We start from the raw sequence: 10,741 nt of genomic DNA on the forward strand, positions 1-10,741 counted from the left end.
CCTCGCGAAGCGCGGAAAGAAGTAGGACACAGCCTCGCGAAGCGCGGAAAGAAGTAGGACACAGCCTCGCGAAGCGCGGAAAGAAGTAGGCAGTACCGGTAAAAGCGTTCGCCCCCTTCGCCGCCCGGCGCCTAGCGTCGGTGCGGGGAAGGGGGCGATGTGCATGGTGCGCAGGACGCCGCGGGAGAAGAAGCGGCTGAGCTACCTGAAGGACCGTCGGAACGCCTTCGGCGAGAACGACAAGAGCTCGCGCACGAGCATCCGGCGCCGCAAGCGGGCGGTGAACAGCGCCAACCGCCGGCTGCACCGGACGGTGCTGGCGACGCTGAACGGCCGCCAGGTCGGTGACCGGGCGGCCGAGGTGGCGGAGCGGGCGGACGGGCGGCGGCCGAAGCGGTGGCGCAAGGTGCCGGACGCGCCGCTCGGCGAGTTGCTCGCACAGCGGGCGGCGGCGGACGCCGGCCGCCGCTGACCGACGCCGCGGGGGCCCGCGCACCCACCGGATCGACGGTGGTGTGCGCGGGCCCCGGGGCGTCGGTGGAGCGGGCCCTAGACGATCAGGCTGAGCGGCAGGATCAGGGCGATCGCGACGACCGAGATCACCGTCTCCATGACCGACCAGGACTTCACGGTCTGGCCGACGCTCATCCCGAAGTACTCCTTGACCAGCCAGAAGCCCGCGTCGTTGACGTGCGAGAAGAAGAGCGAGCCGGCGCCGATCGCGAGGACCAGCAGGGCGGAGTGGCTGCTCGACATGCCGGCGGCGAGCGGGGCGACGATGCCGGCCGCGGTGATGGTGGCGACCGTGGCGGAGCCGGTGGCCAGCCGGATCAGCACGGCGATCAGCCAGCCGAGCAGCAGGGCCGAGACGTGCCAGTCGGTGGCCCAGGCGCTGACGGCCTGACCGACGCCGACGTCGATCAGGGTCTGCTTGAAGCCGCCGCCCGCGCCGACGATGAAGACGATGCCGGCGATCGGGCCGAGCGAGGCGGCGACGCTGTCGGAGACCTGGCCCTTGGTGAAGCCGGCCGCCCGGCCGAGGGTGACCATGGCGAGCAGCACGGCGGCGAGCAGGGCGATCAGCGGCGAGCCGATGAAGTCGAAGAACCGCTGGACGCCGGCCTTCGGGTCGTCGACGACGACGTCGACCAGGGCCTTGCCGAGCATCAGCACGACGGGCAGCAGGATGGTGGCGAGCACCGCGCCGAACCGCGGGGCGTGCTCGGGGCGGACGGCCGCGGGCAGCGCCGTACGGGTGGCGGTCGCCGTGCCCGTGCCGGTGCCGGCCGGGGCGGTCCCGTGCGGGGCGGCGTCACCGTCGGCGGCGGGCCCGTCGGAAGCGGAACCGGTGCCGGTCCCGGGGGCGGAGTCGGTGCCGGGGGCGGCGGGCACGTCGAGCGGGCCCACCCAGCGCTCGGCGATCCGGGCGAACAGCGGACCGGCGACGATCAGCGTGGGGACGGCGATCAGCAGGCCGAGGGCGAGGGTGACGCCGAGGTCGGCCTTGAGCGCGTCGACGGCGACCAGCGGGCCGGGGTGCGGGGGCACCAGGCCGTGCAGGACGGAGAGTCCGGCGAGGGCGGGGATGCCGATCCGCATCAGCGGGACGTTGCCGCGGCGGGCCACCAGCAGCACGATCGGGATCAGCAGGACGACGCCGACCTCGAAGAACAGCGGCAGGCCCAGCACGGCCGCGATCAGCGCCATCGCCCACGGCAGCCCGCGCTTGCCCGTCCGGGCGAGCACGGTGTCGGCGACGGTGTTGGCGCCGCCCGAGTCGGCGAGCAGCTTGCCGAGCATCGCGCCGAGGCCGATGAGCAGGCCGACGCCGGCGACGGTGCTGCCGAATCCGGTGGAGAAGCTGGTGAGCAGCTTGTCGAAGGGGGCCGCGGCGACGGCCGCGAGCAGGCCGGAGCCGAGGGTGAGGGCGAGGAAGGGGTGCAGCTTCAGCTTGGTGATCAGCAGCACGATGGCGCCGATGCTGAGCAGGACCGCGAGCAGCAGTCTGCCGTTGCTGTCGGTGTGCGGCAGGGCCGGTGCGGCGGCCGCGAGCAGGGAGGTGGGGGTCACGCGAGGTCTCCGTTGACATGGCCCAGCAGGGCTGCGGCCGACTCGACGAGGATGGCGGGGGTGGGGCCGACGTCCAGTACGGCGCCGCGCTCGTCCGGCTGGAGGGGTTCGAGCAGGGCGTACTGGGAGTCGAGGAGGGAGGTCGGCATGAAGTGCCCGACGCGGTGGGCGAGCCGGTCCTGGACCAGCTCGTGACCGCCGCTGAGGTGCAGGAAGAACGCGTCCGGGCAGTGCGCGCGCAGGGTGTCGCGGTACTGCCGCTTCAGCGCCGAGCAGGTGACGACCCCGCCGGTGCCGGCGGTGGCCCGGTCGCCGAGCCAGCGGCCGAGGGCGTGCAGCCACGGCTCGCGGTCCCGGTCGCCGAGCGGGACGCCGGCGCTCATCTTGGCGATGTTCTCCGGCGGGTGGAAGTCGTCGGCCTCGGCGCCCGGCAGGCCGAGCCGATCGGCGAGCAGCCGGGCGACGGTGGTCTTGCCGACGCCTGACACGCCCATCACGACGACGACGGGCGGCTCGGTCTCGACGCTGAGAGCCATGGGGCGGTGCTCCTCTTCTGCCTGTTCCGCGCTCACCTTCGCGCAAAGGTATGACTTATTCAAGCGACCGCAACAAAATCGTCATACTTTTGCTTCCCGATAGTCTGGCCCGATGGAGATCCAGGGCCTGCCCGGCCGACTGCTCGCCGACCTCGGCCCCGCCATCGCCGGCGGCGAGATCCCCGAGGGCGCCGTGCTGCGCGCCGAGGAGCTGGAGGACCGGTTCCAGGTCTCCCGCACGGTGGTCCGCGAGGCCGTCCGCATCCTGGAGTCGATGCGCATGGTCGCCCCGAAGCGGCGGGTGGGGATCACCGTCCGCCCGAAGTCCGAGTGGGACGTCTTCGACCCGCTGGTGATCCGCTGGCGGCTGGCCGGCGCCGACCGGGCGGCCCAGCTGCGCTCGCTCGGCTCGCTGCGGGTCGCGGTGGAGCCGGCCGCGGCCGCACTGGCCGCGGTGCACGCCAGCGACGACGACCGCCGAGAGCTGAGCGCCCTGGCGGTGGAGCTGACCGTCACCGCGCGCGCCGCCGACCTGGAGACCTTCCTCGCGCACGACATCGCCTTCCACGCGATCGTGCTGCGCGCCTCCGGGAACGAGATGTTCGCGCACCTGAAGGACACCGTCGGCGCGGTGCTGACCGGCCGCACCGAGCACCACCTGATGCCGCACCAGCCCCGGCCCTACGCGGTGCAGTTGCACCGGGAGGTGGCCGAGGCGATCTGCGCCGGCGACGCGGCGCTCGCCGAACGGTCCATGCGCACGATCGTCGCGGGGGCGCTCGACGAGCTCAACGCGACCCTCGACTGACGGTCCGCCACGGGCGGAGCGTCGGATTCCGGGGTGAATCGGGGATTTCCGGGCATGGCGGGCCCGAGGTGGGGCAGGGTGGTGGATGTCGGGCGGGGTGCGCCGGAGCACGCCCGCCGCGCTCGTCACGTCCGCTGCGCCGGGGAGGCCCGCCGATGTCCGCCGTTGACCGCCGTCCGCCGCACGAGGTGCGCTCCGCCGCCGTCCGCGCCCTGTTCAGCCTCTCGCTGACGCTGGTGGCACTGATCGTGGCGACCCTGGCCTCGTACGCGGGCAGCGGGCTGCTGGCCCCCGCGCTGCTGCTGATGGCCCTCGGCGTGTTCGGTACGGCGTGGAGCCTGCTGGAGATCCTGATCTCGCGCCAGATCGCGGCGCAGCGCCTGCGCGGCCCGAACTCCGCCTCGCCACTGGCGGGCAGCCGGGAACCGCGGCGGCGCCCGGCGGGTCGCCGGGCGCCGTTGGAGAGCAGCCGGGTCTGGCGCTGACGGCCGGTCAGCCGCGCGGGCCGACCGCGTAGCCGTACTGGCGGGGCCAGGTACGCTCGGCGCCGAGCTCGCGGGCGGCGTGCAGCGGCCAGTACGGGTTGCGCAGCAGTTCGCGGCCGAGCATCACGGCGTCGGCGCGGCCGGCGGTCACGACCTCCTCGGCCTGGGCGGGCTCGACGATCAGACCGACCGCGCTGACCGGGACACCGGCCTCGGTGCGGACCTGCTCGGCGAACGGCACCTGGTAGCCGGGGCCCAGCGCGATGGCGGCGTTCCGGACGTTACCGCCGCTGGAGACGTCGACCAGGTCGATGCCGACGGCCTGGAGTTCCTTGGCGAGCAGCACCGTCTCCTCGGGCGTCCAGCCCGGCTCGCCGTCCAGCCAGTCGGTGGCGGAGACCCGGAAGAACACCGGCAGGTCCTCCGGCCAGACCGCGCGGACGGCGGCGGCGACCTCCAGGGCGAACCGGGCGCGGCCGGCGAACGAGCCGCCGTAGCCGTCGGTGCGGTGGTTGGAGTGCGGCGAGAGGAAGGAGTGGATCAGGTAGCCGTGGGCGCCGTGCACCTCGGCGACCCGGAAGCCGGCCTCCCGGGCGCGGACCGCGGCGGCGGCGAAGTCCCGCACCAGCTCGGCGATCTGCTCGGTGGTCAGCTCGTCCGGCACCGGGTAGCCCTCGCCGAAGGCGATCGGCGAGGCGCCGACCGGCTGCCAGCCGCCGTCCGCGGCGGCCAGCGGCTTGGAGCCGTCGTTCGGGCGGCCGGTGGCGGCCTTGCGGCCGGCGTGGGCGAGCTGGATCGCGGGCACCGCGCCGTGGGCGGTGATCAGCGCGGCGATCCGGGCCAGCGCCTCCTGCTGCCGGTCGTTCCACAGGCCGAGGTCGAAGGGCGAGATACGGCCGTCGGGGCGGACGGCGGTGGCCTCGGTCATCACCAGGCCGGCGCCGCCCGCGGCGCGGGCGCCCAGGTGGGCGAGGTGGAAGTCGGTGGCGACGCCCTGCTCGGGGCCGTCCGGCGCCGCGGAGTACATGCACATCGGGGCGAGCCACACCCGGTTGGGCACGGTCAGCGAGCGGAGGGCGATCGGCTCGAACAGGGCGCTCACGGAAGCTCCTTCGGCGGTGGCCCGGGCGGGCCGGGAGGCTGGTGCTGCTCAGTACGATAACTCTCGTACTACGAGATCTGTCAAACTACGATGATCCTCGTACCATGAGGGGGTGACCGAAACCCGCCACGAGGCCTGCGCGCCCTTCCCGGAGCCCGCCGTCGGCGAGATCCGCCTGGAGGCCGTGCTGCACGCGCTCGCCGACCCCGTCCGCCTGCGGATCGTCTCCTCGCTGGCGGGCTGCACCGACCAGGTCAACTGCCTGGCCTTCGACGTGCCGGTGGCCAAGTCCACGCTCACCCACCACTTCCGGGTGCTGCGGGAGGCCGGAGTGATCCGGCAGGTGCGGCGCGGCACGTCGAAGATGAACTCGCTGCGCAGCGAGGACCTGGCCGCACGCTTCCCCGGACTGCTCGACAGCGTGGTGGCCGGGCACCGGGCGTCCCGGTACCCGGTCTGAACGTTCCGCCCGCGCGGACCGGGCCTCAGGCGGTCGGGACGCGGCCGTCGCCGCGGAGTTCGGCCAGCAGCACGCCCTGGTCGGCGATCATCTCGGTGAGGATCCGCCGCGCCGCGCGCAGCAGGTCGGCGACGTCCGGGGTGCTCAGCTCGTAGACCACGGTGTTGCCCTCGCGGGTCGCCGTGACGAGGTTGGTGCGGCGCAGCACGGCGAGCTGCTGGGAGAGGTTCGACGGTTCGATGTCCATCTCGGCGAGCAGTTCGCGGACCGGACGCGGACCGTCCTGGAGGAGTTCGAGGACACGGATGCGCGCCGGGTGACCGAGGGTTCGGAAGAACTCCGCCTTGGCCTGGTAGAGCGGGACCGGCATGCTCAGTCGTCCTCGTCTTCCTCTTCGTCCGGCGAGTGGGGCAGCTCGACGCCGTGGCGCGCGGCGATCCGCAGCAGACTCGTGATCCGCCCCCGGTAGGCCTGCACGCCGTCGTCGTCGCCCGCCTCCCTGGCGGCGGCGAGGTCGTCGCGGGCCTGCGTCAGCTGCGCCCCGAGCTCCTCGCGGAACAGGTCCGTCACGGCTGACCTCCGATGCCGGCAGCGGCGCCGGCCCACCGCCCGGGTCAGACCCGGGGAGTCCAGCATCCAAGACTGGGAAGACTTCTTCAAGTTTCCGACCGAGTACGGCACCTCGCCCACCGGAGGGTGTACCGGCCCGGCCGCACCGGCCTCCGCAACCGGTGCGGGGCCGGTGCGGCGGTCGGTGCGGCAGCCGGTGCGGTGAGTGCCCCGTCAGCCGCGGTAGCGGTTCGCGGCCCGGCCGCGGACGCCCGGCTCGCAGGCGAAGATCCCGCCGGCCAGCGGCTGCTCGGCGAGCTGGGCCGGGGTGAGGTTCTCGGTGGCGGTGGTGATGTAGAGGGTGTCCAGGTCGGGGCCGCCGAAGGCGCAGCTGGTGGTCACGGTGGCCGGCACGCGGACCACCGTGTCGAGGGTGCCGTCCGGCAGGTAGCGGCAGACCGTGCCGGCGAAGGCCACCGCGACCCACACCCCGCCCTCGGCGTCGACCGCGAGACCGTCCGGCACGCCGCCCTCGGTAGTGACGAACGGACGGGGGTCGAGCAGCCGGCCCTCGCGGTAGCGGTAGGCACGCACCTCGCGGGTCGGGCTGTCCGCGTAGTAGGCGGTCTCGCCGTCCGCCGACCAGTCGAGGCCGTTGGAGATGGTGACCGAGGCCAGCGCGGTGTGCACGGTGTGGTCGGCGTCCAGGCGGTGCAGGGTGCCGCGGCCCGGCTCGTGCGAGTAGGCCATGGTGCCGGCGAGCAGGCGGCCCTCGGGGTCGCAGACGGCGTCGTTCATCCGCAGCTCGCCGCCCTCGGAGTCGAGGTCGGCGATGCGGGTCGTCCGCTCGCCGTCGAACAGCGCGAAGCCGTCCGCGACGGCCAGGACGAGCCCGCCGGCCTCGCGCAGGGCCACCGCGCCGACCGGCAGGCCGGCCTCGAACAGGGTGCGCTCCCCGGTCGCCGGGTCCCAGCCGTGCACCCGGCCGGCCAGGATGTCGACCCAGCGGAGCATCCGGTGGCGGTCGTCCCAGAGCGGGCTCTCGTTGAGGTGGGCGCGGTCGCGGACGACCGGCTCGGCGTGCAGGGTGCGGGGCATGGGGGCTCCTGGTCGGGCGGATGCGGGACGGCCGGTGGGGGGGCGGCCCGGTCTCAGGAGAGAACGATGCGGTGATGCGTGGTCAGCCTGCGCTGCGCGTCCAGAATGTGGAAGGAAACCATCGGCGGGTGGTCGAATTCCAGCTCCTCGCCGCTCTCGAAGGGCAGCAGGGCGGTCGAGACCACGCCGGGCGCGACCGCCAGCGGCAGACCGGCGAAGCGGGTGGCCGCCGGGGTGTGCGCGTGGCCGCAGAGCACGGCGGCGACCTGCGGGTGGCAGCGCAGCACCGCCGCGAGGCGCTCCTCGTCGAGCAGCCGGATCGGGTCGACGACCGGCAGGTGGAGCTCGACCGGCGGGTGGTGGAAGGCGACCACGGCGGGGACGTCCCGGCGGGCCCGGCTGAGGGTGGTGTCCAGCCAGCCCAGGGTCTCCTCGTCGAACCGGCCCTCGTCGCGGCCGGGGACGCTGGAGTCGCACATCAGCACGGTGAGCCCCGGGAGTTCGTGCAGCCGGTTCACCGGCGCCGCCGACGGCTCCTCGCCGAGCAGCACCGCCCGGTACGCCTCGCGGACGTCGTGGTTGCCGGGGCAGGTCAGCACCGGCCAGCGGTCGGAGGCGAGCACCCGGGCGACCGCGGCGTACTCCTCGGCGAGGCCGTGGTCGGCGAGGTCGCCGGTGACCAGGACGGCGTCGATCGGGCCGGGCACCGCCTCCAGGTGGGCCATCACCCGCGCGGCCCTGGCCTCGGCGCGGGCACCGCCGTCCGGCCCGTCGGGACCGGTGCGGACCTGACCGAGGTGGATGTCGCTGAGGTGGGCGATCACCGGCATGCGGGGCCTCCAGGAATCGGTGGAAGGGACTCGGTGGAAGGGACATGGGGATCGGGCCGGTCAGGGCGGTGCGCCGTCCGCCGGGAGCAGGTCCCGCCGGCCGCCCGGGCCGAGCAGGACCTCCCGGCGGTTCTTGGCGCTCTTGATCCACGCCGGGAGGCGGCTCGCCGGGGTGCCGTTGCCGCGGGCCGGCGGGCGCAGCACCGCCGAGACGTACGCCTCGACGGCGTCCACGTGGGCGGCGTCCAGGGCCCGCAGGACGTTGCCGCGGACGTCGGTGCGCAGCCGGAGCGGCAGGCCGGAGACCGGGTCGGTGCCCTGGTTGCGGCCCCGGGAGGGGTGGACGGCCACCGGGTGGCGGGAGCGCGTCCCGCAGTCGCAGCGCAATACGTGGTCGCGGACCGTACCGGGCCGGGCCAGGCCGAGCCGGGTGGCGTGCTCGGCGGTGTGCCGCGGCGTGCGGCCGCAGGTGGGGCAGCGCCCGCCGGCCGTCACCGGGACGGGGCCGGCGAAGGAGCGGCCGCTCTCGCGGACCGGCCCGCGGGAGGTGCGCAACAGGCGGGCGCCGGTGCGGTCGGCGCGGGAGTCGCAGCGGGGGCAGCGGACCGGGGCGGTGCGCAGGGACAGGTGGTGGTCCGTCCGTGCCCGCTGGTGCGGCTCCATTCGACGGCCTCCCCCGGGTCGTGGCGGCCGGGCTCCGCGGCGGTTCGGGGCCGGTCCTGGACCAGGAGCCTAACGCCGTGGCGGGGCCGCGTACCCGGCCATCGGCCACTTCGGGGGTGCGGGCCCCGAAGTGGCCGATCGGGTCAGCCGACCGGGGCCTCGGCGGGGCGCTTGAACATCCGGGTGGCGGTGATCTCGCCGTGGACGGTCGGACCGTCCGGGTCCTGCGGGGCGGGCAGGCCGGGGCGCAGGTGCTCCTCGACCGAGATGTACTTCAGGCCGGCCCGCAGGTCGGCGTCGTTGCGCAGCCGGATCACCAGCGGGAACTCGGCGAGCGCGGTGGTGTCGAACAGGCCGGTGGTGTAGATCAGCTGCACGCCCAGCGCGTCGGCGACGGCCCGCTGCAGCTCCAGCAGGTAGGTGGCGTTGGCCCGGCCGATCGGGTTGTCGAGGAAGAGCGTGCCCGCGTGCCGCAGCTGGGACTGGCCGCGGTCGTTGGCGCGCAGCGCGGCCATCGTGCAGTACAGCGCGATGGCGGCGGTGAGCAGCTGGCCGCCGGAGAAGACGTCCGACATCTGGCCGACGCCGACGCGTTCGGCGCGCAGCACCGCGTCGGGCTTGAGGATCTCGACGCTGACGCCCTTCGGGCCGATCGCCGCCGCGACGCCGCGCAGCAGCAGCGACATGCCGTCGCGGCGCAGGTCGGAGTTCTTCTTCACGGCGGCGCGGGTGGCCTCGTCGATGACCTCGCCGAGGCGCTCCACCAGGACGGCGTGGTCCGGGTCCTCGAAGCGGATCCGCAGGAACTCCTGGCCGGACCACTCCCCCAGGCCCTCGGGCAGGCGGGAGAGCCGCTGGGCGGCGCGCAGCGTGGCGAGCGAGGACTCCACCAGGCCGCGCAGCCGGTCGACGATCGAGCCGCGGTTGCGCTCCAGCTGGGCGAGTTCGTCGGTGAGGACGCGCAGCCGGGGTGCGAAGGCGGCGGCCCAGGCGGCGGCGTGCTCGGGCAGGGCGGCGGTGGGCAGTTCGCGGATCTGCTGGCGGGCCGGGGTGCGGACGGCTTCGTAGCGGGCCGCGTTGGCGTGCCGGATGAGGGCGTCGGCGGCGTCGCGGACGGCGAGTTCGGCGCCGCTCAGCTCGGCGGCCGCCGTCCGCAGGGTGCGGCGGCTCTCGGTGGCGGCGGTGCGGGCCTCGGCGAGGCCGCCGAGGTACGGCTCGGCGTGCGGCTCGGCCTCGTCCGGGTTGTCGCGCAGGCCGTCGCGGAGCTGCACCGCGGTCTCGTCGAAGTTCGCCGCGGCGGCCTGCGCCGCCTCGAAGGTGCGCAGCAGGTCGGCGTGTTCGGTGCGGGCCGTCTCCAGCCGCTCGCGGCGCTCGGCGAGCCGGGTGGTGGCGGTGCGCAGCAGCGTCTGGGCGTGCTCCGGGTCGGCGGGGACGAGGTCCTCGGGGAGTTCGGTGTGGGCCTCGCCGTCGGCGGGGGCGGAGCGCTCGGCGTCGCCGCGGAGCCGACCGAGCTGTTCGCTGGCGGTGGCGGAGCGGGCCTCGATGGTGGCGACCAGTTCCTCCGCGCGGGCGGCGGCGGCCTGCCGGGCGGGGCCGTCGGCGCCGTCCGGGCTGGCGAGGAGCTCCTCGGCGCGGGTGCGGACCTTGTTGGTGAGCCGGTCGAGTTCGGCCGCGGCGGCGGCCTCGTCACCCTCGGCACGGGCCTGCTCGGCACGCAGGTCGGCGCCGACGCCGACCTTCTCGTAGACCTGGGAGGCCGCCCGGTAGGCCTCGCGGAGGGCGGGCAGCGAGGCGGGGGTGCCGGTGGGCTCGGGGGCGTCCTCGGCGACGGTGGAGAGTTCGGCGCGTTCGGCGCGCAGGGTGCGGGCGGTGCGGCGGGCGTCGTCGGCGGCGCGCTGGGCGGCGCGGCGGTCCTCGTCGCAGGTGCGGGCGCGTTCGGCGCAGACGGTCTGGCGGCGGTCGCCCTCGGCGCCGACCTCGCCGAGTTCGCGCTGCCGGCGCGTCCAGTTGGCGCGCTCGCGCAGCCGGAAGGCGAGGCCGGCCAGCGCGTCGGCGCGGCGGCGGGCCCGCTGGGCGGCCTCGCGGCGCTCCTCGTGCGCGCCGGCCGCGGCGGCGTGGTCGGCCCGCGCGCCCGAGCGGT

General features: G+C 75.1%; 12 protein-coding genes and 1 pseudogene. 4 read left to right on the forward strand and 9 right to left on the reverse strand.

Going from position 1 to position 10,741, the window contains the following annotated elements; translation table 11 throughout:
* Nucleotides 1–163 precede the first annotated feature (163 nt).
* On the forward strand, nt 164–472 hold the full coding sequence (locus tag ABD353_RS33100) for a hypothetical protein (protein ID WP_344627386.1): 309 nt from the start codon (nt 164–166) through the stop codon (nt 470–472).
* 77 nt (nt 473–549) lie between these two features.
* Here the strand turns inward: ABD353_RS33100 and ABD353_RS33105 are convergent, their stop codons facing one another.
* Both ABD353_RS33105 and ABD353_RS33110 read right to left on the reverse strand, forming a co-directional pair.
* The gene (locus tag ABD353_RS33105) at nt 550–2,055 is read right to left on the reverse strand and encodes a GntP family permease (protein ID WP_425555304.1); all 1,506 of its coding nucleotides are present in this window, start codon (nt 2,053–2,055) and stop codon (nt 550–552) included.
* An 11-nt stretch (nt 2,056–2,066) separates the two neighbouring features.
* A complete protein-coding gene (locus tag ABD353_RS33110; RefSeq protein ID WP_344627388.1) occupies nt 2,067–2,606 on the reverse strand; it encodes a gluconokinase in 540 nt (179 codons plus the stop codon).
* A 112-nt stretch (nt 2,607–2,718) separates the two neighbouring features.
* On the opposite strand from ABD353_RS33110, the gene ABD353_RS33115 reads away from it, so the two are divergent.
* Together ABD353_RS33115 and ABD353_RS33120 are read left to right on the forward strand one after the other, a co-directional pair.
* On the forward strand, nt 2,719–3,414 hold the full coding sequence (locus tag ABD353_RS33115) for a FadR/GntR family transcriptional regulator (RefSeq protein WP_344627389.1): 696 nt from the start codon (nt 2,719–2,721) through the stop codon (nt 3,412–3,414).
* A 155-nt stretch (nt 3,415–3,569) separates the two neighbouring features.
* On the forward strand, nt 3,570–3,899 hold the full coding sequence (locus ABD353_RS33120; protein WP_344627390.1) for a hypothetical protein: 330 nt from the start codon (nt 3,570–3,572) through the stop codon (nt 3,897–3,899).
* A gap of 7 nt (nt 3,900–3,906) precedes the next feature.
* Here the strand turns inward: ABD353_RS33120 and ABD353_RS33125 are convergent, their stop codons facing one another.
* A complete protein-coding gene (locus ABD353_RS33125) occupies nt 3,907–5,001 on the reverse strand; it encodes an NADH:flavin oxidoreductase/NADH oxidase (protein ID WP_344627391.1) in 1,095 nt (364 codons plus the stop codon).
* Nucleotides 5,002–5,113: 112 nt separating this feature from the next.
* Here ABD353_RS33125 and ABD353_RS33130 point away from each other — a divergent pair, with 112 nt between their 5' ends.
* Nucleotides 5,114–5,461: an ArsR/SmtB family transcription factor gene (locus ABD353_RS33130; RefSeq protein ID WP_344627392.1), complete on the forward strand. Its 348-nt coding sequence runs from the start codon at nt 5,114–5,116 to the stop codon at nt 5,459–5,461.
* Nucleotides 5,462–5,486: 25 nt separating this feature from the next.
* Here the strand turns inward: ABD353_RS33130 and ABD353_RS33135 are convergent, their stop codons facing one another.
* From ABD353_RS33135 to ABD353_RS33160, 6 genes and pseudogenes are all read right to left on the reverse strand, one after another.
* Complete coding sequence (locus tag ABD353_RS33135; protein WP_344627393.1) at nt 5,487–5,831, reverse strand: ArsR/SmtB family transcription factor; 345 nt, start codon at nt 5,829–5,831, stop codon at nt 5,487–5,489.
* A 2-nt stretch (nt 5,832–5,833) separates the two neighbouring features.
* Nucleotides 5,834–6,031 (reverse strand): hypothetical protein, encoded by a 198-nt coding sequence (locus ABD353_RS33140; RefSeq protein WP_344627394.1) that lies wholly within the window; start codon nt 6,029–6,031, stop codon nt 5,834–5,836.
* A gap of 213 nt (nt 6,032–6,244) precedes the next feature.
* Nucleotides 6,245–7,108 carry an SMP-30/gluconolactonase/LRE family protein gene (locus tag ABD353_RS33145; RefSeq protein ID WP_344627395.1) on the reverse strand — a complete coding sequence of 288 codons (864 nt, stop codon included), beginning with the start codon at nt 7,106–7,108 and terminating at the stop codon, nt 6,245–6,247.
* A gap of 53 nt (nt 7,109–7,161) precedes the next feature.
* The gene (locus tag ABD353_RS33150; RefSeq protein WP_344627396.1) at nt 7,162–7,938 is read right to left on the reverse strand and encodes a metallophosphoesterase; all 777 of its coding nucleotides are present in this window, start codon (nt 7,936–7,938) and stop codon (nt 7,162–7,164) included.
* Nucleotides 7,939–7,998: 60 nt separating this feature from the next.
* A complete protein-coding gene (locus ABD353_RS33155) occupies nt 7,999–8,601 on the reverse strand; it encodes a hypothetical protein (protein WP_344627397.1) in 603 nt (200 codons plus the stop codon).
* A 143-nt stretch (nt 8,602–8,744) separates the two neighbouring features.
* Nucleotides 8,745–10,741 (reverse strand): annotated as a pseudogene (locus ABD353_RS33160) (hypothetical protein); the annotation flags it as partial.

The sequence above is a fragment of the Kitasatospora arboriphila genome, assembly GCF_039528095.1.
In the GTDB taxonomy this organism is placed as follows: domain Bacteria; phylum Actinomycetota; class Actinomycetes; order Streptomycetales; family Streptomycetaceae; genus Kitasatospora; species Kitasatospora arboriphila.

What these genes read in the sequence shown, in the direction of transcription:
- ABD353_RS33100 (WP_344627386.1), top strand. Translation starts at nt 164, where the DNA reads ATGGTGCGCAGGACGCCGCGGGAGAAGAAGCGGCTGAGCTACCTGAAG.
- ABD353_RS33110 (WP_344627388.1), bottom strand. Translation starts at nt 2,606, where the DNA reads ATGGCTCTCAGCGTCGAGACCGAGCCGCCCGTCGTCGTCGTGATGGGC.
- ABD353_RS33115 (WP_344627389.1), top strand. Translation starts at nt 2,719, where the DNA reads ATGGAGATCCAGGGCCTGCCCGGCCGACTGCTCGCCGACCTCGGCCCC.
- ABD353_RS33120 (WP_344627390.1), top strand. Translation starts at nt 3,570, where the DNA reads ATGTCCGCCGTTGACCGCCGTCCGCCGCACGAGGTGCGCTCCGCCGCC.
- ABD353_RS33135 (WP_344627393.1), bottom strand. Translation starts at nt 5,831, where the DNA reads ATGCCGGTCCCGCTCTACCAGGCCAAGGCGGAGTTCTTCCGAACCCTC.
- ABD353_RS33145 (WP_344627395.1), bottom strand. Translation starts at nt 7,108, where the DNA reads ATGCCCCGCACCCTGCACGCCGAGCCGGTCGTCCGCGACCGCGCCCAC.
- ABD353_RS33150 (WP_344627396.1), bottom strand. Translation starts at nt 7,938, where the DNA reads ATGCCGGTGATCGCCCACCTCAGCGACATCCACCTCGGTCAGGTCCGC.
- ABD353_RS33155 (WP_344627397.1), bottom strand. Translation starts at nt 8,601, where the DNA reads ATGGAGCCGCACCAGCGGGCACGGACGGACCACCACCTGTCCCTGCGC.